At 40.1% G+C, this 22,176-nt stretch carries 20 protein-coding genes and 1 pseudogene; 10 read left to right on the top strand and 11 right to left on the bottom strand.

What is annotated here, in order from left to right; genetic code table 11:
* Positions 1-24: 24 nt before the first annotated feature.
* Positions 25-3,990, top strand: a complete 3,966-nt coding sequence (locus tag AC504W_RS03410) for a DUF8508 domain-containing protein (protein ID WP_494879536.1) — start codon at positions 25-27, stop codon at positions 3,988-3,990.
* Positions 3,991-4,112: 122 nt separating this feature from the next.
* Here AC504W_RS03410 and AC504W_RS03405 read toward each other — a convergent pair whose 3' ends face one another.
* Positions 4,113-4,505 (bottom strand): type II toxin-antitoxin system VapC family toxin, encoded by a 393-nt coding sequence (locus AC504W_RS03405; RefSeq protein ID WP_494876260.1) that lies wholly within the window; start codon positions 4,503-4,505, stop codon positions 4,113-4,115.
* Positions 4,506-4,754 (bottom strand): DUF2281 domain-containing protein, encoded by a 249-nt coding sequence (locus AC504W_RS03400; RefSeq protein WP_494876259.1) that lies wholly within the window; start codon positions 4,752-4,754, stop codon positions 4,506-4,508.
* Positions 4,755-4,878: 124 nt separating this feature from the next.
* On the opposite strand from AC504W_RS03400, the gene AC504W_RS03395 reads away from it, so the two are divergent.
* Both AC504W_RS03395 and AC504W_RS03390 read left to right on the top strand, forming a co-directional pair.
* A complete protein-coding gene (locus AC504W_RS03395) occupies positions 4,879-6,192 on the top strand; it encodes a cytochrome P450 (RefSeq protein ID WP_494876258.1) in 1,314 nt (437 codons plus the stop codon).
* A gap of 8 nt (positions 6,193-6,200) precedes the next feature.
* Complete coding sequence (locus AC504W_RS03390; protein ID WP_494876257.1) at positions 6,201-6,920, top strand: hypothetical protein; 720 nt, start codon at positions 6,201-6,203, stop codon at positions 6,918-6,920.
* Positions 6,921-7,078: 158 nt separating this feature from the next.
* Here the strand turns inward: AC504W_RS03390 and AC504W_RS03385 are convergent, their stop codons facing one another.
* Positions 7,079-8,221, bottom strand: coding sequence for an NAD(P)/FAD-dependent oxidoreductase (locus tag AC504W_RS03385; RefSeq protein ID WP_494876256.1), 1,143 nt, complete (start codon positions 8,219-8,221; stop codon positions 7,079-7,081).
* Entirely contained in the window at positions 8,222-9,121 is a 900-nt protein-coding gene (locus AC504W_RS03380) for an isopenicillin N synthase family dioxygenase (RefSeq protein WP_494876254.1), read from the bottom strand.
* 74 nt (positions 9,122-9,195) lie between these two features.
* On the opposite strand from AC504W_RS03380, the gene AC504W_RS03375 reads away from it, so the two are divergent.
* From AC504W_RS03375 to AC504W_RS03365, 3 genes are all read left to right on the top strand, one after another.
* Positions 9,196-9,702 (top strand): GNAT family N-acetyltransferase, encoded by a 507-nt coding sequence (locus tag AC504W_RS03375; protein ID WP_494876252.1) that lies wholly within the window; start codon positions 9,196-9,198, stop codon positions 9,700-9,702.
* Positions 9,703-9,905: 203 nt separating this feature from the next.
* Positions 9,906-11,591, top strand: a complete 1,686-nt coding sequence (locus AC504W_RS03370) for an NAD(P)H-quinone oxidoreductase subunit 4 (protein ID WP_494878547.1) — start codon at positions 9,906-9,908, stop codon at positions 11,589-11,591.
* A 185-nt stretch (positions 11,592-11,776) separates the two neighbouring features.
* Positions 11,777-11,959, top strand: coding sequence for a hypothetical protein (locus tag AC504W_RS03365; protein ID WP_494876250.1), 183 nt, complete (start codon positions 11,777-11,779; stop codon positions 11,957-11,959).
* Positions 11,960-11,962: 3 nt separating this feature from the next.
* Here the strand turns inward: AC504W_RS03365 and AC504W_RS03360 are convergent, their stop codons facing one another.
* From AC504W_RS03360 to AC504W_RS03345, 4 genes and pseudogenes are all read right to left on the bottom strand, one after another.
* Positions 11,963-13,237, bottom strand: coding sequence for a proton extrusion protein PcxA (locus AC504W_RS03360; RefSeq protein WP_494876248.1), 1,275 nt, complete (start codon positions 13,235-13,237; stop codon positions 11,963-11,965).
* A gap of 87 nt (positions 13,238-13,324) precedes the next feature.
* The gene (locus tag AC504W_RS03355; protein WP_494876246.1) at positions 13,325-13,999 is read right to left on the bottom strand and encodes a carbonic anhydrase; all 675 of its coding nucleotides are present in this window, start codon (positions 13,997-13,999) and stop codon (positions 13,325-13,327) included.
* Between the two features lie 88 nt (positions 14,000-14,087).
* Positions 14,088-14,381 (bottom strand): P-II family nitrogen regulator, encoded by a 294-nt coding sequence (locus AC504W_RS03350; RefSeq protein ID WP_494876245.1) that lies wholly within the window; start codon positions 14,379-14,381, stop codon positions 14,088-14,090.
* A gap of 4 nt (positions 14,382-14,385) precedes the next feature.
* Positions 14,386-15,213, bottom strand: a pseudogene (locus AC504W_RS03345) (sodium-dependent bicarbonate transport family permease); the annotation flags it as partial.
* 196 nt (positions 15,214-15,409) lie between these two features.
* Here AC504W_RS03345 and AC504W_RS03340 point away from each other — a divergent pair.
* From AC504W_RS03340 to AC504W_RS03325, 4 genes are read left to right on the top strand one after another with little or no spacing between them, the layout of a single operon-like run.
* A complete protein-coding gene (locus tag AC504W_RS03340; RefSeq protein WP_494876244.1) occupies positions 15,410-15,982 on the top strand; it encodes a COP23 domain-containing protein in 573 nt (190 codons plus the stop codon).
* Positions 15,983-16,023: 41 nt separating this feature from the next.
* On the top strand, positions 16,024-16,812 hold the full coding sequence (locus AC504W_RS03335) for a S1 family peptidase (RefSeq protein WP_494876243.1): 789 nt from the start codon (positions 16,024-16,026) through the stop codon (positions 16,810-16,812).
* Between the two features lie 7 nt (positions 16,813-16,819).
* Positions 16,820-17,623, top strand: a complete 804-nt coding sequence (locus AC504W_RS03330) for a S1 family peptidase (protein ID WP_494876242.1) — start codon at positions 16,820-16,822, stop codon at positions 17,621-17,623.
* Positions 17,624-17,660: 37 nt separating this feature from the next.
* Complete coding sequence (locus AC504W_RS03325; RefSeq protein WP_494876241.1) at positions 17,661-18,389, top strand: hypothetical protein; 729 nt, start codon at positions 17,661-17,663, stop codon at positions 18,387-18,389.
* A 109-nt stretch (positions 18,390-18,498) separates the two neighbouring features.
* Here the strand turns inward: AC504W_RS03325 and lptC are convergent, their stop codons facing one another.
* The 3 genes from lptC to metG form a co-directional block, all read right to left on the bottom strand.
* Positions 18,499-19,758 carry an LPS export ABC transporter periplasmic protein LptC gene (lptC, locus tag AC504W_RS03320; RefSeq protein WP_494876240.1) on the bottom strand — a complete coding sequence of 420 codons (1,260 nt, stop codon included), beginning with the start codon at positions 19,756-19,758 and terminating at the stop codon, positions 18,499-18,501.
* A complete protein-coding gene (locus AC504W_RS03315) occupies positions 19,755-20,387 on the bottom strand; it encodes a LabA-like NYN domain-containing protein (protein ID WP_015112605.1) in 633 nt (210 codons plus the stop codon). Before AC504W_RS03315 ends, lptC begins: the two co-directional genes overlap by 4 nt.
* A gap of 171 nt (positions 20,388-20,558) precedes the next feature.
* Entirely contained in the window at positions 20,559-22,160 is a 1,602-nt protein-coding gene (gene metG / locus AC504W_RS03310; protein ID WP_494876238.1) for a methionine--tRNA ligase, read from the bottom strand.
* Positions 22,161-22,176 lie beyond the last annotated feature (16 nt).

The raw sequence follows: 22,176 nt of genomic DNA, 5'->3' as shown, positions 1-22,176 counted from the left end.
CTATACATCTAAGGACAAATAGTCATGGCGATTGAATTTAATGGTTCTTATTCTGAGAACTTTGATAGTTTGGCATCTTCTGGAAGCAGTAGTGTAATTCCTATTGGTTGGGCATTGTTGGAAACTGGAACCAGTGCAAATGTAAACGGACAGTACACGACTGGTACTGGCTCTAATAACGCAGGCGATATATATAGTTTTGGCGCAACAGGTTCTAGTGAGAGAGCTTTTGGAACTCTGCGCTCAGGTACTCTCAACCCCTCAATCGGCGCAAGCTTTACGAATACAACAGGTAGCACAATTACAACGTTGAATTTGTCCTACAGAGGTGAACAATGGCGTTTGGGTGCAGCTAACAGAGGAGCTGATCGTTTAGATTTTCAGTACAGTCTGGATGCAACATCTTTAAATACAGGAGCTTGGGTAGATGTTGATAATTTAGATTTCAATTCTCCCGTAACTACCGGAACTGTAGGGGCGTTGGATGGAAATACTAATAGCAGCCAAATCACCGCAAGTATTACAGGGCTAAATATCCCCAATGGTGCAAGTTTTTGGTTTCGTTGGTTAGATTTTGATGTTTCTAACTCAGATGATGGCTTGGCGATTGACAATTTTTCCCTTTCTACTGGAGTCACGCCGCCTGCGGTTCCCACAGTGGAGATCGCAGCTACCGATGCAACCGCCGCCGAAGCTGGAACAGAACCAGGAACTTTCCGCATTAGTCGTACTGGTGATACAACCAATGCGCTGACTGTTAGTTACACAGTTGCTGGTGGTGCAGATCAGACAGACTACACACCAAACCTGACGGGTAGTGTGACAATCCCTGGTGGACAGTCCTTTGTGGATGTCACAATCACACCCGTGGACGACTCTTTGGTAGAGGGGAATGAAACTGTTACGCTGACGCTGGTGGATACTGCTGATTACGATTTAGGAGCAACCGCCACAGCTACAGTCACAATTACAGATAATGATGTTGCGCCTGGGGCAGTTCGTATTCATGATATTCAAGGCACAGCACATATTTCACCCCTCAATGGCCAAGGTGTGGTAAATGTCGCCGGGATCGTCACAGCGATCGCCTCTAACGGCTTCTACATCCAAGACCCAACTCCCGATAACAATGATGCAACCTCCGAAGGGATTTTTGTTTTCACAGGTACTACTTCTGCTATTCTCAGCACCCGTACTGTCGGCGAAGCAGTCTTAGTTACAGGTACAGTATCGGAGTTTCGCCCAGCTAACAACTCCAACAACCTCACCGCCACACAAATCGGCAACAACAACAGTGTGCAGAGTTTGAGTGTAAGTGCCTGGACAGATGCACCGACTACAACTATTACTCCAACAATACTGGGCAATGGCGGACGGACGATACCAACTCAGGTGATCAATGATGACTTTGCTACTAGCGGTAACGTAGAAACAGGTGGAGATTTCGATCCAGTAAATGAAGGTATCGATTTTTACGAAAGTCTAGAAGGGATGTTAGTTCAGATTAACAATCCTGTGACGACATCTCCAAGCGCCAACTTTGGGACTTCTGAGGAAATCTGGGTGCTGGCAGATAACGGTGCTAATGCCACAAGCCGGACTGAGCGAGGCGGTAGCTTGATCACAGCTACCGACAGCAACCCAGAACGGATTCAAATTGATGATTTAATCAATGGCTCAATCACATTGCCAAGTGTGAATGTCGGCGCGCAACTCAGTACAATTACAGGCGTAGTTAACTACGATTTTAACAATTACGAAGTCCTGGTTCCATCTGCACCAACGGTAGTACAGCCATCCACTCTGCAAAGAGAAGTTACAAACTTAACAGGCACTGCCGATCAACTAACGGTTGCAACTTTCAACGTGGAAAACCTTGATCCTGGTGATGGTGCAATTCAGTTTGGTAACTTGGCTAACCGGATTGTGAATAACTTGCGATCGCCAGACATCCTCTCTCTAGAAGAAATCCAGGACAACAACGGGGCGGTTAATGACAGTGTAGTTGATGCCAGTGTAACTTTTCAGACATTAATAGATGCGATCGCCGCAGCTGGCGGCCCGACATATCAATATCGTCAGATTAACCCGGTGGATGATACTAATGGTGGGGAACCTGGGGGTAATATTCGTGTTGGTTACTTGTTTAACCCCAATCGCGTCAGCTTTGTAGACCGTCCTGGTGGTGGTTCCACTACCAGCATTTCCGTCACTAATGTTGATGGTACTCCCAGCCTTTCTAGTAGTCCTGGGTTAATTGACCCGACAAACCCCGCTTTCAACAGCAGCCGTAAACCTTTAGTTGGTGAGTTTGTCTTTAACGGTCAAAGTGTTTATCTCATTGGCAATCACTTTAACTCCAAAGGTGGCGACCAACCTTTATTCGGGCCAAGTCAACCGCCAGTTCTCAGTAGTGAAGCGCAACGCCAGCAACAAGCCGCAATTGTGAGAGACTTTGTGCGAGAGATTTTGACAATTGACCCGAATGCGAATGTGGTGGTGCTAGGTGACTTGAATGATTTTGAGTTTTCTAATCCTCTCACCACATTAGAAAGTGCAGGACTAACTTCTTTAATTGAAACCCTACCTGCAAACGAGCGTTACACCTATAATTTTCAAGGTAACGCCCAGGTACTTGACCACATTTTGGCAAGTCAGAACTTGGTCAATAATTTAGATGGTTATGATGTGGTTCACATCAACTCAGAGTTTTTTGATCAAGATAGCGACCATGATCCTGTGATTGCCAGGTTCAATTTACCACCAGCCAACCAAGCACCAACGGCGGTGACATTTAATAATGCGATCGCCAACATCAACGAAAATACTAATACCACCAACCGCATCAGAGTTGCAGACATCGCCATTACCGATGATGGACGAGGCACAAATAACCTAAGTGTGACTGGTGCAGATGCTAGTTTCTTTGAAATCGACAATTCTGTATTGTATCTGCGGGCTAACACTAACTTAGATTTTGAAACCCGTTCTAACTACAGTGTGACAGTTGCCGTGGATGATCCGACAGTTGGTGCTACTCCCGATGCTACTGCTAATTTCTCCTTAGCTGTCAATAATGTCAACGAAACACCAACCGCTAGGAATGACATCGCCACAACTACGGATATTCAACCAGTAATTATTAATGTTCTCGCCAATGATAGCGACCCAGATCGTAATCCGTTGACTATCAACAGCTTTACCAATCCGACAACGGGTAATTTGGTCAGAAATAACGATAACACCTTTACCTACACACCACAAATTGGCTTCACTGGTGCTGACAGTTTTACTTATACCGTGAGTGATGGCAATTTAACTAGTACAGCCACAGTTAACTTGACAGTTACCCTTGGTAGCAACCAGATTAACGGCACTAACGGTAGTGATATATTACTGGGAACTAGCAGAATCGATGTTATCCGCAGTTTGGGGGGTAACGATATTATTAGCGGCTTAGGTAATAACGATGTCATCTATGGTGGCGATGGTAATGACATAATAGACGGCGGGGCTGGGAATGACAGCCTCTATGGTGAAAATGGCAGTGATATTGTTTATGGTGGAGATGGCAATGACACCTTGAATGGTGGTGCTGGTGACGATATGCTGCTTGGTGATGCAGGTAATGACACCCTCATCGGCGGTTTAGGTAAAGATATTCTAGCTGGTGGGAATGGTAGAGATAGCTTTTATCTCAATCGTGGGGCGGGAAATTCCGATATTATCACTGACTTTGTGTCTGGGATTGATAGTATTGTTATTTCTCAGTCAGAGTTTGGACTTAACCAAGCACTGGGTACACTTGACCCTGGCTTATTCCGCCTGGGTAGCAGTGCAAGCACAGCCGGCGATCGCTTTATCTACGACAGAAACACAGGTAAACTATTCTTTGATCAAGATGGTATTGGTAGTGTTGCCAAAGTGCAAATAGCCCAACTGTCTAATCGACCAACTCTGAGCAATATCGATTTTACTGTGATTGCGTAGCTGAGTAAGCAGTAATAATTATTACTGTTCAGATACCCGACTTCTGTTAGAAGTCGGGTATCTTGTTGAACTCGATTAATAATATTATTTAGTGCGATCGCTCATCTCATGAACAAATTGTATTAATACCAGTCTGCGATCGCCAGCGCTGTAACCCTAGAAAATTCTCTGACATTATGCGTTACGAGAGTTGATTGAAGTGCTATGGCTGTCCCAGCAATCAAAATATCAAGTGAACCTATAAGTATACCCTGTTGTTCCAATTGAGCGCGGATATTTGCAGCAGCCAAAGCATGAGGCTGCTCAAAAGATACCAGATTAACTTGGCTCAATAATTGTTGAAGTTGTTGAGTGCGTTTTGCTGGTGAGCTAGATTTAGCAATACCAACTTGTAATTCAAAGAGAACGATTGTGGAAATGACTATTTCTTTGGGAGAGACCTGAACCAGATTTTGAGCAACCTGTCCCTGACCTTTAAAGTAATAGATCAGGGTGTTGGTATCTAAAACGTACATTTAAAGAATCTCTCGTAAGATGTCTTGTCCCGAATTTGACCGAATATCTTCTAAGCTAGGAAAATCCTGTTCCCAACTTCCAGCTAAAGAATAAACTAGTGCTGTCCATTGCTGTGAAGTGACTGTATTGCTTGGTTGATTAGCATTTAGATATTGATCACGAATAGATTCTGCAAAGGAGAGAATCTCACTAGCTCGGTCTTGCGGAAGAGATTTGACAAGTTCATAAATTTGTTCGGCGATAGTCATACAAAGTCACTGAGCAAGTACAGAAAATCCATAAACCGTCCTGTTCTTCCACAAAACATCTTAACGTAAGTTTCCCACAGAGACACAAGTTAATTAAAATTGACAAGGTGCGATCGCGAGTCTCATGAACAAATTACCACTACCACCAGGAAGCTTTGGTTTACCAGTTGTCGGAGAAACTCTATCTTTTTTGGCAGATTTAAACTTTGTCGAAAAACGCTATCAACGATATGGTTCGATTTTTAAAACTCATATTTTAGGTAGACCAACAGTTGCAATGGTCGGGACAAAAGCAGTGGAGTTTGTCCTTTCTAGCCATATCGAAAATTTTTCTTGGCGTGAAGGCTGGCCGGAAAATTTTAAAGTATTGTTGGGTGAATCATTATTTTTACAAGATGGCGAAGAACACCGCCGCAATCGCCGTTTAATGATGCCAGCTTTACACGGGCCAGCGCTGACAAACTATGTCACTACAATGGATGAAATTGTCTGCAATTACCTAAAACAATGGGAGAATAAACAAGAGTTTACTTGGTTTGAAGAGTTTAAAAAACTGACTTTTGATATTGCAAGTCAACTGTTATTAGGTACAAGTGCCAGTGAAGAAGTTATCCGTTTAAGTGGGTTATTTACTAACCTCACCAATGGTTTTTTTGCTTTGAATACGTTGCCTTTACCTTTTACTACCTTTAGTAAAGCGATCGCAGCGCGTAATCAAATTTTAGAACACATTGCTCAGGTTGTGAAAGTACGCCAGCAAAATCCCAGCAAAGATGCTTTAAGTTTATTAATCCAAGCTAGGGATGAAGATGGTAACAGCCTCAGTGAACAAGAAATTATCGTCCAAGCCGTGCTGTTACTCTTTGCGGGACATGAAACCACCACTGCAATGTTGACTTGGTTAGCCACCGAATTAGCACGCCACCCAGAAGTTTTACAACGCGCCAGAGAAGAACAGTTACAACTGACTTCATCTGGTTCTGTAACTCTAGAACAATTGGGAAAAATGCCTTATTTAGACCAAATTTTATGGGAAGTTGAACGACTACATCCACCAGTTGCAGGGGGATTTCGTGGGGTAGTCAAAGAGTTTGAATATGATGGTTATTATGTCCCGGCTGGTTGGCAATTATATTATTCAATTTTAACTACTCAAAACCTACCAGAAATTTACCCTGAACCAGAACGTTTTGATCCTGACCGTTTCAGCCCTCAGCGCCAAGAACACAAACAGTATCCTTTCAGTTTAATTGGTTTTGGTGGAGGGCCGCGGGTGTGTATTGGTGTGGCATTTGCCAAAATGGAAATGAAGATTGTTGCTGCCCATCTTTTACGCAGCTATGATTGGGAAATCTTACCTAACCAAAGTTTGGCTACAGTCCGAATTCCCACAAATCGTCCTAAAGATGGGTTGCGGGTTCGATTCCAGCCCCGGTGAAATTGTATATGACACCTCAAAGCAATATCAGTTTGCCGTCAGAAGTGTCTCAACGTTGGCAAAGTGTCAAAGATTTTGTCAACCAAGAGGCTAACTCTGTAAATAATTCTCTACAACAAGTTGGCGAGTCTTGGCAAGAAACAGCTACAACAACCATTGAAAAAGCTAAATCTTCGATTGGACAAGGGTTACAAACCGCCGACCAGTTTAAGAATACAACATCAGGCGCAATTGAAACTGCGATCGCCTCTTCAATCAATGATTGGCTGACACAGCATCCTATTATGTTGCGTCTACTTCACATACTTAATTGGGCAGCGAATCACCCTATTATCAGTTTAGTAATTTTGCTGTTTAGTCTCGCTATTCTTTTCAGTATTATCAACGCCATTATTCGTTTATTTACAACAGCAAGTTTTTCTATCTTGCAAGCACCATTAAAATTATTACAAGCTTTAATTAGAGTTATATTCCTAACTTTAGCTAAAGTCGGTGGTTTTACTTTTAATAAAATCACCAATCATCATCAAATAGATAATACAAATACTATTCAACCTATTTATCAAGATAAACAGCAAAGATTAGCAGAAATTTCTTGTCGTTTAGAAACACTCCAACAAGAACAACAGCAACTTTTACAAGAAGCCGCCGAAATCATCGCCACAGACACCACAAATCTCGAAATTAAAGAAATGATATTTCCTCAAAATCACATCAATAATCTTTAAACATTCATATATAGCAGGGTACAGGTTAGAGGTCTAAGTTTTATCGCTTACCGATGTCCTAACTACCTTGGCTAAAGCCACACCCCATAACTTAACGAAAAAAACCCTCAGCGTAACTCCGCGCCCCTTTGCGTTGAAAAAAACCTAATTAAACCTAATTAAACCTGCATAAATCCCGTAATAATTTCATCTTCCTTACCAGTAACAAAATTAGCAAAACGTTGTGCTAAAGGTGGGACAAAAACCAGAGGATTGCTAAATCCTGAAAAAATATGCACATCTTTAAATTCTGGCACAGCACCAATTACAGGTAGACGATTGTGACTAAATGCGACTAAACAATGATGCCATTTTCCTGGTAAATTACCTAAAGCTGGTAATACGGTTGTAATACTATTTCGCAGCCATTGTTCACTTGCTTCTGAATTAATTTGTGCATGAGGATTTGTCAGCACGCGACTAATTTGACCCAAGCGTAAGCTACCATCTAAAAACTGAATTGCACCTACATCTAATATTGGTGATGCTAATTCTTTATCAGGTTGATTCCACAATTCATCAACTTGTATAGATACTGATTCTAATTCAAATCTTTGCAGATTAGCTGGCATTACTAAAGTATGTAAACGCAAATCTACAGGCGGAATTTCGATCATTTCGGCGTGGGTAAAATACACCTTGATAGAAACCCCGGCTGATTTGAGTAATTGTCTGCTAAGTCCACCAGCACAAATCACAACGTTGGCGCTGTGGTAATTTTCAGTATGCGTTTGAACACCACCGCTGAGAATTTGCAAAACTTGACTAATCTGCATTTCCCCCCCAGCACGTAAAAATGCTTGAATATAAGCTTGTGCGGTTTTTTCGGGATGAATATGGCCATGTTTGACAGTTAACGCACCGGAAATAACTTCCCGATTTAAGAGTGGTTCTAACTCACAAGCTGCTTGTAAACTCAGTAACCGCGGTGGAACTGCACATTTAGCATAAACACTAGCTGCTGCTTCTGGGTTGCTATCGGCGGAAATCGTCAGTAATAAATCTAATTCTCGCAACTCAATATCAGCATCTAATTCTTGAGACAGAATTTGGTAACGGGCGATCGCTTCTTGGCATAATTGACGAGTGAGTGGTGTTGTCCCCGACCAATAAGCTAGTCCACCATAACTATATCGAGTTGCATTGTCTGGTGTGGCGTGTTGTTCTAATAACAGTACACTCCAGCCGACTTTGACCAGTTCATAGGCAAGTGTAGCACCTGTAATTCCGCCACCAACTACAATCCAGTCGTAGGTTTTCATTCAATATGTTGCTTGTAGACGACTCAAAAGATATTCTCCCGCCAGAATGGGAGGATAAATAGGCGCACGTTCTTTTTGGCAAGTTTCTAGACAAGCAATTTCTGTATCATCATTAGGATGACAGAAAAACGCTATAGAATAACGCGATCGCTCCAACTGCTGATCGTGAGGAATCATTACCCGATGCTTGGTTGAACAAAACACATCATTTGTCCAACGCTGCATCAAATCGCCAGTATTCACAATCACTGTATCAGGAATTGTCGGCGCAGCAATCCACTCCCCCGCAGTTGTTTGCACTTCCAAACCACCCACATCGTCTTGGAAAAGCAAGGTAATACTGCCATAATCAGAATGCTCACCAGCACGTACTTGTCCAAGTTTAGGCGGTGTTTGTAAAGGAGGATAATGTAGCAGTCGCAAGGTATGATTTTGTTGATTATGTCTAATAGTAAAAAAATATTCTGGTAATTCTAAGGCTAAAGCAAATGCTTGCAAAATTTTATTTGCTAGTTCTGTACAAGCTTGATAAAAGACAAAAATGTCAGGCTCATTTGCTGGAGGTTGTAGAGTAAATAATTCTGCTTTGCTAAAATTAAATGCTTCTTTTAAATCTCCTGGTTGATTAGGGTCAAGACGTTCTCTTTCAATACCTACATACCCGATGTTACTCAATTCATTTTTCCAAGCCAATTTTTGTTTAGCCGCTAAAGATAAATTAAACAATGATTTACTGTGAGAAAATACTTGGGTAATCAAATCTTTTGATATCCCAGAATTTCGCAAATACATAAAACCAATTTTATGACAAGCATCATAAATTTCTCTGGCTACAGCTTGTTGATATCTAATATCACTTTTTCTAAAAGTAGCTAAATCAATAATGGGAATTTTCAACATTAGAAATATTAAATTGAGATTATTTCACAATAATTGCTCAAGTTTACAAAATTAATTAAAAAAAGGAATTTATTTTGCTAAAAATTATTCAATTTGAGAACGAACAAGATAAAACTCATCTGCAAAATTTGCTTTTTGAATATTTTAGCTGGATAAACTTGATGTGGAACCAGGAATTTCATCTAAGTTTTGATGTTAATGCTTATTTAGAGGAATCTCTTACTCAAATAGATGAATTTATGCCACCAGTAGGACGCTTACTTTTAGCCAGATATAAAGGCAGAATTGTTGGTTGTGTTGGCTTACGCAGAATTGATGAGGGAATTGGTGAAATAAAACGGATGTATGTCAAGCCAAAATTCCGGGAAAAAGGTATCGGTAAAGCTTTATTAGAAAATATCATCTATGAAGCTGCCAATATTGGTTATTCTAAACTACGCTTAGATACGGCTCCTTTTACGAAGGAAGCACAAGCACTCTATCATTCACTCGGTTTTCAAGATATCGAACCATATTTTGCCAAACTGGAAGTGCCTCCAGAATACCGAGCCAACTGGATTTTTATGGAATTGAGACTTTAATTAGGCAAAATAGCCGCACTAATGAGATTCACTTAACTAAATCCAGTTTTTAGCTATTTATTATCGAACAACTTTGCCCTTATTTAGCCATTGATAGAATCAATTCCTTCTATACCTATTATGGGTAAAGATTTATGAAGAAAATATAACAAAATTGCATATAATAATCTCATTCACACACATAAGTATTTTTGCTTACTGCCATGATAGCGGATGGATTTTCTTGGCTAACTACGATTATTATGTTGCCACTTGTGGCTTCTATACTCATCCCTGTGCTGCCTGATAAAGATGGCAAGCTTGTGCGATGGTATGCCCTAGGTGTGGCGATCGCAGACTTTATCTTGATGTGCTACGCTTTTTGGCAGCATTACGATGCCAGCAATGCAACTTTTCAACTCGTGGAGAAATATGCCTGGTTGCCTCAGTTAGGTCTGAGTTGGGCAGTTTCAGTCGATGGAATATCTGCGCCACTAGTGCTACTGGCAGGGCTAGTCACGACACTTTCGATATTTGCAGCCTGGCAAGTTAACCTCAAGCCACGCTTGTTTTATTTCTTGATGTTGCTGTTATATAGCGCCCAAATCGGAGTGTTCGTCGCCCAAGACTTATTATTATTCTTCATTATGTGGGAACTAGAACTGGTTCCTGTTTACCTGCTTGTCTCCATTTGGGGTGGTCAAAAACGCCGCTACGCCGCGACAAAATTCTTACTTTACACCGCCGCAGCTTCTATTTTTATTCTCATAGCTGGGCTGGGAATGGCACTCTATGGCGATAATACAACCTTCGATATAGTTGAACTTGGTGCTAAGAATTATCCTTTGGCTTTAGAACTGTGGTTATATGCAGGACTATTAATTGCCTTTGGTGTCAAATTAGCTATATTTCCTTTGCATACATGGTTGCCTGATGCCCACGGTGAAGCATCTGCCCCCGTATCCATGCTTTTAGCCGGTGTACTGCTCAAAATGGGCGGATATGGGTTAATTCGCCTCAATTTAGAATTGTTATCTGATGCCCATGTTTATTTTGCACCACTCCTAGCAACTCTCGGCGTAATCAATATTATTTATGGTGCATTAAACTCCTTTGCTCAGACGAACATGAAGCGCCGTCTGGCTTATTCGTCTATTTCCCACATGGGCTTTGTACTGCTGGGAATTGCCTCCTTCACAGACGTAGGCGTAAGTGGAGCGATGCTGCAAATGCTTTCTCACGGTTTAATTGCCGCAGTATTATTCTTTTTAGCAGGTGTGACCTACGATCGCACCCATACAATGGCAATGGCAAGCATGGGCGGTATTGGCCAAGTCATGCCAAAAGTCTTTGCTTTATTCACAGCTGGCGCAATGGCATCACTAGCTCTTCCTGGAATGAGTGGCTTTGTGAGCGAACTTCAGGTATTTGTTGGCATTACCACCAGCGACATCTACAGTTCCACATTCTGCACCGTCATGGTGTTCTTGGCCGCCGTGGGAGTTATTCTTACCCCCATTTATCTGCTTTCGATGTTGAGACAAGTATTTTACGGCACTGGTGCAGAACTCACCTGTGACATCAACAATGCTTCTTTAGAAAATCAAGAAGATGAAGGAACAGTTTGCTTCGGTACAGACTGTCTCCTACCCAGCGAAGCCGTCTATCGAGATGCTCAACCGCGGGAAATATTTATCGCCGCTTGTTTCTTGGTGTTGATTATTGGCTTTGGTTTCTATCCCAAATTGGCTACGCAAATGTACGATGTGAAAACTGTGGCTGTCAACACTCAAGTACGCCAATCATATATTCAATTTGCCCAAGCTAATCCTCAAATATATGCCAAGGGATTATTTGCGCCTCAAATTGCCCAGCCGGAAACTGCACCCGTTTTTGGAATAATTAAATAACTGCTCCAGTTGGAAAATTAATTAGCCGTCATCAACTTGTGACATACGCAGTTGATGACGTCTAATTTATTCATAATCTGCTTCATAACATAGCCCGCTTCATCCAAATGCCTACTTTTAGATATATGACTAATCACCTTGTTGCTAGTTAAGCTAAAACCAGAGACTACAACAGGTACAAAGATATGAATAAGGCCTTAATCACTAGTGTGATTTTTGCAATGTTAATTTTATTGATTGTTTCTCCTTTTGCTGCCCTTGCTAGTTTAATGATTGTGTTGTTAGTATCAGCAACTTTCTGGTTTATCAAAAATTTATTACAAACGATTATTAGCGGTAATGTTCAGTCAACAGAAGAAGGAGAGTGATTGCTACTCGTTCATTTCTTTGTATGTAGCTAGTGCTGAAGGTGATAAGCGGCTGAGGTAACGGAATATCCAATATTTAACAACTGTATCTAAAATCACCGGAAATGTAGCAATGAAGAGAAATATTAAACTTTCATTTGCTGCTACACCAAGATGCTCGGCTAATCCTTCAAGAATGACTTCCCAACCGTGCGGTGAGTGGAAACCGACAAATATATCGGTGAACAAAATAATTACAAAGGCTTTGGCACTATCGCTCAAACCAAAGATAATTTCATCTATAAACGACTTAATAGCCGCAATTTCTTTCTTCCCATTAACTACTACTAATGCAAACGCTACTAAAGAAATTAAATCAGCAAAAATATTACTAATAGCATCTTTGCTTTTCCAGCGAAACTCTTGAGCTATTTCTATAGCTTTTTCCTTAATATTTCTCTCTATTTCTTCTGAATCCAAAATTGGAGCTTTTTTGAGTAGAGTTTGAAATTTTAATTTTTCTTCAAAAATTTTTAACTCTTTGAAGGCTTCTTCCTCCATTTCAGAATTGATAAATATGGGAGTAATTTGTTGACTTCTAACACGCTCTACTATCGGACTAACGAAAAATTCTTTAGACAACTGCCGTGTTAATAAAGGAATAATAATTAAAAGTATCAAAAACCGAATCGAAGTTCTCGTCCGATTTTGAGAAATGTGGTAGTTACGAATAAAGTCGGCTTCAGCTTGGGGAGAAAAGTCAGTGGTAATTCTATTAATTGTTCTACCGATAGAACTGGGAAGAAATCCTATACTTTGATTGCTGCTAGGATTGATTAGATTAGATGTATTTTGGTAAATTTCACTGTCAATTCTTATAGGTTTAGGTTGCGAGATTGATTGTTTATTTATCTTGCTAATTATTACTGTTTGTTGCTGATAATTATCAATAACTTCATCAATAAACTGGAGCTTATTTAATAAAACTGGATGAGAAATTTCTAGTAGTGAGCGACTAGACTGGAATTCCGCTAGTCTCAGTTTAATAATAGTTAAATTTTGTGTAAGTATACTCTGCCAATAAGACATGACATTTGGGGTGTCATTTACGGATGTAGCAGCAATGATTTGACCATTGAAACGCTCTATTTCAATATTCCTGATTTTCTGTGCAGCCTCGTAAGCTTGTGCAAGCGATCGCTCTGGTGTATTAATAAACCATTGCTTCATCACTTGCCAATATTCAGATACTTTTTGCAGCAGCAAATCACTATTCTTTATAAACAAAAAATTCTTCATTGCCGTATTTAGGGTAATCTATAATTAAGATAGGGTAATAATAAGTTTAAATTCTTATCGTTACCCTATCCAAACATTAATAATGAATTACTCTGAATATACACCAATCAAAGGATTTGGGACAGGGAATGGTCGATTTTCTAAAATCTTAAATTGACCATTGTCAGCATCATAAGCAAAAACTTCACCACTCTCAATTTCATAAATCCACGCATGAAGAGTCAGTTGACCGCTGTGAAGTCGAGAACGAATAATTGGATGGGTTTCGAGATTTTCTATCTGTGTTAGTACATTTTGTTCAATGGCAATTTTTAACAGCCTGTCAGGTGGATAATCTTTGTAGTTATCCATAACTAAGCGGCGAGTTGGTTCAGCATAATGCCGTAACCAGTCATAAACTAAAGGCATTTGCTGGGCCAAACTACCTATTTGTAATAATCCTCTCATCGCTCCACAATGAGAATGACCACAAATCACTATATCATCGATATTTAAAGCTTGAATTGCATATTCGATTCCCGCAGCTTCAGCACTATTGGGTGAGCCATAAGGCGGAATAATATTACCAACATTACGAATAACAAATAAATCGCCAGGTTGACTCTGAGTGATTAGAAAAGGATCAATCCTAGAGTCTGAGCAAGTAATAAATAATACTTCTGGATTTTGTCCTTGGGATAAATTTTCAAATAATTCTCGGTGTGTAGTAAAGTAATTGTCGTGAAATTCATTCAGCCCCGCAATGATGCGTTTAATTGGCACGGTTAAATACTCCTTAGTAATATTAGTAATAAGCTAAATGTGATTTTTAGAGACGTAGATACTATCAATATGTCTCCTCAGAGCTTATCTAATGTGCAATCCACTTGGCATCAGAGACAATACACACACCTCCAAATTTTTTCAGAATTGGCTCAATTGCTGTTACTAATTCTTGTTCTTGTTCACGTGTGCAAACACTTATCACATATCCATTAGTGAGTACATGAGTTTCTAAATCATTAAAAACTTTACCTCTATCTCCTTTACCTATGACATCTTCAATTACTGTGTAACCGGAAACTCCGACTTTTTCTAAAATTTCTAGAACCTTAGTGATTTCTAAAGAGTTTGTCACTATTTCTATCTTCTTGATGGCTTCCATTTGGTTAAACTCCAATAGCTTTAATAATGTTGAAATACAAAGGAATGCCAATAATAATGTTGAAAGGAAAAGTTAAAGCTAATGCCATCGATACATATAAACTAGGGTTAGCTTCAGGAACTGTCATTCTCATCGCTGCGGGAACTGCTATATAAGAAGCACTTGCACAAAGAACAGCGAATAGTAAGGAATTTCCCGCCGACATACCAATTAATTTTGCGAGAATTATACCCATAATTGCATTAGCTACAGGCATTAATATAGCAAAAGCAATTAAAAAAGCACCCGTCTTTCGCATATCTTTAATTCTTCTAGCAGCCACTATACCCATATCTAGTAAACAGACGGCTAAAACCCCGTAAAAAATATCTTGGGTGAATGGGTGTAGTTTTTCCCAGCCTCTTTCGCCTGTAAGCGTTCCAATAATCACGCTACCGATAAGGAGAAAAACTGAACCATTCAAAAAAGCTTCTCGTAAAACTTCACCCCAAGCAAATTCTCCTTTTTTGTTTTCTTGATTTGGTGCAAACAATCTTACTAGCAAAATACCTACAATAATTGCAGGTGATTCCATTAATGCTAAAGCTGCTACCATGTGTCCGCCAGAAGCAATATTCAGAATTTTGAGAAATGATTGAGCCGTAATAAATGTGACGGCGCTGATAGAACCATAAGTTGCGGCGATCGCAGTTGCATTATATGCGTCTAGTTTGACTTTTAAAATGAAAAAGGAGTACACAGGTACACCAGAAGCCATCAGGATTGCTGACAAAAGTGTGAGAGCAATTTCCGTATTGATGCCACTCTGTGTAATTTCATATCCTCCCTTAAAGCAGTATTAATTCTATGTTTGAAGCATAATTTTTCATTGATGAAAGTAATTTTCAGTTCACGAAAATAGTTTTACTATGGGTACTGCTACTAGGTTTAAGATAAATTATTTGTATAGCTGGAACTATTACCGTGATTTTACGGTCAATGCTGTTTTACACTTTCAGTAAGACACCTGATATTGTCGAGGAAGTTAAGTGTTAAGGATAAAATTGGGGTTCTTTAGCCAAGCGTTAATGGGGATTGCTGGAACTTCTGTGGTTGCGTTGGGTATGATTGCAACTATCAATCAGCCCAGTTATGCAGGAGGGACTATCTTCAAGTGTGAAAAGCGTCAGGGTATACCGATAACAGTGGCTCAAACTCAAGATGGTAGGAAAGTCCCGATGATTCAATGGTCATCGCAGGATTACTTTACTAGGGAGTGGAATTCGGAACGCCGTTGTTATGAAGTATCGCGGAGATTTCAAAAAAGCTATGACAATGGCAAACTAAAGTACATTAAAACTGGCATCCTTAGAGGTGAACCAGTGGTATGTGCAGCGGTGAATCAAAATGCGCCTTGTACAGATAGTTCTTTGTTATTCACTCTCAAGCGTGGTAGTAATGCGAAGGCAACCTTGAGAAGATTAATGAATCGTCGGGGATTAGTGGCTGGAAATGTACTCAATGAAAGTGGCGGAGACTCGTTGAATATTGATTTTGATACATATCTGAATCATGCTACAAATGAGCAAAATAGCGATATTAATCCAAATATTAATGAATAAAGATGCGATCGCTATTTCATATCCCTTGTAAATACAGATAGATGAATTGTTCTTTGTTGACGCTGGTTGTTTGTCTTGGCAGTATCTCCCTGACACTGTCGGCCTCAGCACCAGTTGTCAGTATTCCTGCACCAGATTATATTGCTCAGTCAGCCCCTCTTTCACAACAGGCGCAGTCTATTACTGTCAAAGTCAGATCTCAAGATTTTTTGGGGTCAGGTATTATATTGCGCCGCAACGGTGCAACATACACAGTGTTGACTAATGCTCATGTGCTACAAGCTGGTGATCCTCCCTATCGTGTGCAAACTGTGGATGGTAGGATTTATACAGCTAATTTACCTCGACGCTTAAACTTCGGGAAAAACGATTTGGCTGTGTTGCAATTTAAAAGTGCAGGCAGTATCTATGCAGTAGCATCTTTTGGTGCATCTCCCACACCAGGAGATGAAGTTTTTGCTGCGGGTTATCCAGCGGTGGAAGAGAGAGGGAAAAAACAAAGCTTTGCATTTACTACAGGTAAGGTGGGTTTAGTTCTAGCCAAACCATTAGAAGGGGGTTATCAGCTAGGCTACACCAACAATATTAAAAACGGGATGAGTGGCGGCCCTTTATTAAATCGTCGGGGTCAAGTGGTGGGAATCAATGGGATGCAGGCTTATCCTTTGTGGGATCAACCTTCGGTATTTGCTGATGGTTCCAAAGCTGAGGAAAGACTGCATCAAATGATTATTCGCCTGAGTTGGGCTGTACCAATAACAAAGGTCATACAGATGATGCCCAAAGCCGAAAAAACTACGGTTACTACTGTATTCAGTAAGGCTGATTAGAGGTCAGATGATGAGACTTAATCGTGGATTAACAACAGCAATTATCGGAGTTGCGATCGCCTTTACGCAACCAGAAATTGCTCGACCCTTAACTGCTCAAGATGTCACCAATCTCGCTAAAGATATTACAGTACTAATTAGCGGCCCCAAACTCGGTTCTGGAGTTATTATTTACCGCAAAGGCAAAACCTACAGTGTTCTCACCAATTGGCATGTTGTTGATGAGTCAGGAACCTATACTATTCAAACGCGGGATCAAACTCAATATCAAATCCCACCAACATCTATTACCCGTGTGCCAGAAGCGGATTTAGCAATTTTACAGTTTAACAGCGATAAAGCGCACAATGTTGCTATTTTTGGCAATTCTGATGCCACCAGAGAAGGAACAACTGTATATGTATCCGGCGCACCAGAACCATTAAATGGGATTGAAAGCCGGACTGTGTTGGTTCCAATGGGGCAAATTATTGGTACCAATTCTCAAGACAAAGAAGGTTACACCTTAATTTACACCAACACTACTCATAGTGGTATGAGTGGTGGCCCAGTATTAGACGACAATGGGCGTTTAATTGGGATTCACGGACGGGGCGCTAGAGATGATGATAATCTCAAAGTTGGTTTTAACCTAGGCATTCCCATCAAGTTTTTGCTCAATTCCAAAGCTGTCAGCACTTTAAAATTAGCAATTCCCATTGCTCAACCCAAAGATAAACCTGCATCTGCAAATGTTCCTACCATTGGCAGACCGAGTGTTATCAATGGTTCTGGGGGAGCCGCAGGTTCTTGTCCTGGTAGAATTTGCTAATTATTACATTCTTTTTTACGTAACAAATTTTTTTAAGATGAAAAAGTTTTTACAATTTAGCCTTTTAACTGTATTACTATTACCAACATTGCCAAATTTGGATAGCAAAAAAGCGATCGCCCAAAGTGCGATCGATGAAGATAAACTCAATACTGTGAATGGGATGCCTTGGGCTGGTGGTGGTTTACCTTTTAGTAAACTCGTCAATATTCAAGATACCTTGGTCAATTCCGCTTTAGGCAAAGTAGTCATTGATGCCCACGGCGAAGATCCATTAAGCAGTTTAATTAAAAGTCCTTTTAGCGGCCCCCGTCCCGGTAGATTTGTCATTATTTCTCTTTGGGGAAGCAAAATTGAAGGCTGCTTTGCCAAAATTGTTGTGCAAACAGCCCCCAGCAATGGCCAAGCTACATTAGATGAAATCGCGCCAACAACAATAGAGTTAGGTATTAATGGTCAAATTCTCCAGTTAACTCCTACTCCTAATACCAAAGTCAGAGGCTTTTCTGGCAAGTATACATATACAGAATATGAAAACAATCAAAACGTTTCATATAACAATACTTGGTATATGTCAGATACGTTGTTTGCTATCAATGCCGATGCTGCTAATATTTTACGCAAAGCTCCAGCCAAAGAAATTCGCGCTCGTTTAACTTTTGCCAATGGTGATACTAAAGTTTTTCCCATTGGTAAGGGAACAGTGAAACATTGGCAAGAAGCTTATGGGTTTAATAATACTTGTACTGCACCCAGTCAGCCGTAAATCAGGCAAAAGGCTGTAAAAGGCAAAATGTAAAAGGCAAAAGGCAAAAGGTAAAGAATAGATGCCGTAGTGTTCTTACTTTTTCCTTTTTACTTTTTATTTTTTACTTTTAATTCTTCGGTTTTGGTGATTCGGGAATAATTTCTGTGACTACGCGATTACCTGTTTTACCGCCACTCACAACAATATTATCTGTTTCCAGATTACCAACGGCTGTATCTCCATTAAATGTTAAGGCTGGGCTGGCTTGGCGATAAACTACATTTCCCTGTGCTTCTAATAATTTTTTATCAAGATACCAAGTTAAATTCTGAGATTTTAACGACTGGCGACGCTGTCCAACTGCGTTAACATTACCTACTAAATAAACCGTTTTTTGCGGTATTTTCATCTCAGCTTGATTACCCGTCACCGTCAATTTTTCCGCCCGGTGGAAGACGCGCACCGCAGAGTTTGTCTTCACGTTTTCTGCATTCATATCCCAAATCATTGAGTTACTCAGGATTTGTACTGGTGGGTCTAATAAATCGGCCTGGGCATTTTGTTTAATGGTAACAATCTTCGTTTTTAAGTTAACTTCGGCGGAATTGCCTCGGCCACGATCTGTGATTTGATTATTTTTATAACGTTCAAATTGTAACGGGCGATCGCCAATTAATTGTTCTTGTTTAATCTGCCAAATTAAATGCTCAGTCCGCATTCGTAATTGGGGATCAGTAGAATTAGCGACAACTTTGCCGAAAAAATCTACTACTTGGGCGCGAGTCTTAACTCTTGCTTCTTGCGCTACTGCTTGTAACTGTTTGTGCTTACCGTTGATTTGATTGCGAACAATTAATAAATCTTCTTTGGGTAGCCATTCCATTTCATTACCTTGTAAAACCACACCATTATTAGGGTCTGTGGCCAAGATTTTGCCTTTGAGAAATAGCCGTTTACCATCTTGTTGAATATCTGCTTGGTCTGCTTTAATTTGATAAATTACTTTGCCATCTTGATATAACTCTCCATAAGGATTTTCGGCTTGACCAATTTGTTTTTCTTTGGTGTATACTGCCTGTTTTGCTTTAACTTTCCACAGCGGTCGTCCTACTTCGTCAGCTTGTTCTAAAGTTACATCAAAAAAGGTTAAATTACTCTCGGAATCTGCTGCTGAACGTTGATTATTTTGCTGAGAGCCTGTGGAAGATTTACCGCCACAAGCTCCTAAACTCATGATTAACAGTAAAATTAAAGGCAGGTAATACCAATTTGTTTTGATTTGAATAAAACTCCCAAAAGAAAATGTATGAAAGTGGGGGGATTGATTTTTTCCCCCCATAAATCTTAAATTTCTTTTTGCTATTTGCCTGCCTTGCTGATGCTTCATGTATCTTGAATTTCTAGATGTCCATCATGGTCTGTGGGGTCATCCAAAAAACCCATTCCCGACAAAGGGCGATATGGGTAACTCTGGCGGGGTGTTTTTTGGATATCTTCTTTGATAGCTTCTAAATCAATGTAGCGATCGCTCACATTAATTAAACTATCACTGGTCATAGAGCGTAAACTCACAACCTCTACCCTGACACCACGATAGCTTACAGAATTAACAGCGTAGGCTAAATCGCCATCACCACTCACCAAAACTGCCGTATCATAGGAATCTACCAAAGCCATCATATCAACAGCTATTTCGACATCTAAGTTGGCTTTTTTAGAACCATCTGGTAGCTGTACTAGGTCTTTAGCAATGACTCGATAACCGTTACGACGCATCCATAACAAAAAACCTTGTTGCTTTTCGTTGGTTCTATCTACACCTGTATAGAAAAAAGCCCGCAACAGTCTAGATCCACCTGTTAAACGACATAATAACTTGGTGTAATCGATTTCAATTCCTAATTGCAAGGCAGCGTAAAATAGATTTGAGCCATCAATAAATATGGCGACTCGACCTCGATTTTCTAAAACTTGCTCTGGCGTAAATATCGAGTCGTTTTCTAGATTATTCAACATTGTTGTCATACCTCATTTTTATCTGGTTATTTTTGATACGAATTTCCAACTTTTACATTTAGTTAGAGAGTTTTATGATAATTTTCCGGGGCTAATTATTTAAGTTCAGCCCCGATAAATTTTTGGCGAGATTTGAAAGATTAGAAAATTGTCTGAAAGAGATTAAAAAAACTAATCGTTTTTAGGAGGTTCTATGCGTTTAAAGATTGGTTGAGGATTCCCCAACAGTTGTTTATTAGATAGTAACCCCCATTTGGAATGAATGGAAAATGGGGCAGCATTTGCTGTTTGATTTTGTTCGTTAAAGTTGATTCCAAAACCCAGCTGCTGATAAATTTCGCTACTGATATTGGGAATAACTGGTGCAAGAAGATACGCTGACAGCCTCACCGCTTCCAAAACTGCGTAAAGCACTTTTTCTACTTCCTGCTGCTGTCCTTGTTTATATAGCGACCAAGGTGCTTGATCATCAATAAACTTATTACTGGCTTGTACCAATGACAGAATAGCTTCGCAGGCTTGATTGAAAGCTAACGTCTGATATGCTTGTTGAACCTTTTCCCCTAGATCTAAGCCAATCTTTTTCAAAGGATTGTCAGCAGAAATTGTTTCATCGGAAATTGACAGTTCATTACCAGCACAGTACTTCTTCACCATGTTCAAGGAGCGATTAAGCAAATTACCTAAATCATTTGCCAAATCTGCATTTAGAACATTAATGAATCTACTTTCATTAAAATCGCCATCTTTGCCAAATTCGATTTCCTTAAGAAAGTAATAACGAACCGCATCACTACCATATCTCTCGACTAGAGCAATAGGATCAAGGGTATTACCCAGCGCTTTACCCATTTTTTGCCCATCTTTGGTCAAAAAACCATGTCCAAACACTCTTTCTGGCAAAGGTAAATCTGCTGACATTAACATGGCTGGCCAGTAAACTGCATGAAAGCGCAGAATGTCTTTGCCAATTAAATGCAGATTAATCGGCCACCATGTCGCTAAAGCGTTATCTAAGGTTGGTTCAGCATCGGGTTCTAATAATGCTGTGACATAACCCAGGAGTGCATCAAACCAGACGTATAGGGTTTGTTTTGGATCAGTTGGTACAGGAAAACCCCAATCGAGATTAATTCGGGAAATCGAAAAGTCTTGCAAACCTCTGCTCACAAAGCTTAAGACTTCATTACGACGGCTTTCTGGTTGAATGAAATCTGGGTGAGATTGATAAAATTGTTCTAACTGGGTTTGATAGTTCGATAACCGAAAGAAGTAATTTTGTTCGTCGCGCCACTCAACTGGTTTATTCGTATGAATAGGACAACGCTTATCCGCTAATAATTCTCTTTCTTCTTTAAATTCTTCGCAGGCTACACAGTACCAGCCTTTTTGTTGTCCTTGGTAGATGTCGCCTTTTTGCCAAACTCGCCCAAAAAATTCTTTGACGATCGCTTCATGACGCGGTGCTGTTGTCCGACTAAAGCGATCATATTGAATGTTTAATTTCTCCCATAAGCTAACGAAACTAGGGACAATTTCATCACAAAATTCTTGGGGTGCTTTTCCTAAAGTCTCCGCCGAACGTTGAATTTTTTGCCCATGTTCATCTGTACCTGTTATTAGCAGTACTCTATGTCCCTTAAGCTTTTGAAATCGAGCCACTACATCTGCGGCGATCGTTGTATAAGCACTTCCAATATGTGGGACATCGTTTACATAATAGAGGGGTGTTGTCAGTGCAAATGTCTGGTCTGTTTTATCCACTAGGTTCATGCAAAATAAAAATAAA

The organism is Nostoc sp. C96 (genome assembly GCF_059384975.1).
Note: the sequence above shows the minus strand (reverse complement) of the source record. Positions and strands in the feature narration are given on the sequence as shown.

Bases quoted from the DNA above. Each gene is read 5' to 3' on its own strand.
- AC504W_RS03410 (WP_494879536.1), top strand. From the start codon at position 25: ATGGCGATTGAATTTAATGGTTCTTATTCTGAGAACTTTGATAGTTTG.
- AC504W_RS03405 (WP_494876260.1), bottom strand. From the start codon at position 4,505: ATGTACGTTTTAGATACCAACACCCTGATCTATTACTTTAAAGGTCAG.
- AC504W_RS03400 (WP_494876259.1), bottom strand. From the start codon at position 4,754: ATGACTATCGCCGAACAAATTTATGAACTTGTCAAATCTCTTCCGCAA.
- AC504W_RS03395 (WP_494876258.1), top strand. From the start codon at position 4,879: ATGAACAAATTACCACTACCACCAGGAAGCTTTGGTTTACCAGTTGTC.
- AC504W_RS03390 (WP_494876257.1), top strand. From the start codon at position 6,201: ATGACACCTCAAAGCAATATCAGTTTGCCGTCAGAAGTGTCTCAACGT.
- AC504W_RS03385 (WP_494876256.1), bottom strand. From the start codon at position 8,221: ATGAAAACCTACGACTGGATTGTAGTTGGTGGCGGAATTACAGGTGCT.
- AC504W_RS03380 (WP_494876254.1), bottom strand. From the start codon at position 9,121: ATGTTGAAAATTCCCATTATTGATTTAGCTACTTTTAGAAAAAGTGAT.
- AC504W_RS03370 (WP_494878547.1), top strand. From the start codon at position 9,906: ATGATAGCGGATGGATTTTCTTGGCTAACTACGATTATTATGTTGCCA.
- AC504W_RS03365 (WP_494876250.1), top strand. From the start codon at position 11,777: ATGAATAAGGCCTTAATCACTAGTGTGATTTTTGCAATGTTAATTTTA.
- AC504W_RS03360 (WP_494876248.1), bottom strand. From the start codon at position 13,237: ATGAAGAATTTTTTGTTTATAAAGAATAGTGATTTGCTGCTGCAAAAA.
- AC504W_RS03350 (WP_494876245.1), bottom strand. From the start codon at position 14,381: ATGGAAGCCATCAAGAAGATAGAAATAGTGACAAACTCTTTAGAAATC.
- AC504W_RS03335 (WP_494876243.1), top strand. From the start codon at position 16,024: ATGAATTGTTCTTTGTTGACGCTGGTTGTTTGTCTTGGCAGTATCTCC.
- AC504W_RS03330 (WP_494876242.1), top strand. From the start codon at position 16,820: ATGATGAGACTTAATCGTGGATTAACAACAGCAATTATCGGAGTTGCG.
- AC504W_RS03325 (WP_494876241.1), top strand. From the start codon at position 17,661: ATGAAAAAGTTTTTACAATTTAGCCTTTTAACTGTATTACTATTACCA.
- lptC (WP_494876240.1), bottom strand. From the start codon at position 19,758: ATGAAGCATCAGCAAGGCAGGCAAATAGCAAAAAGAAATTTAAGATTT.
- AC504W_RS03315 (WP_015112605.1), bottom strand. From the start codon at position 20,387: ATGTTGAATAATCTAGAAAACGACTCGATATTTACGCCAGAGCAAGTT.
- metG (WP_494876238.1), bottom strand. From the start codon at position 22,160: ATGAACCTAGTGGATAAAACAGACCAGACATTTGCACTGACAACACCC.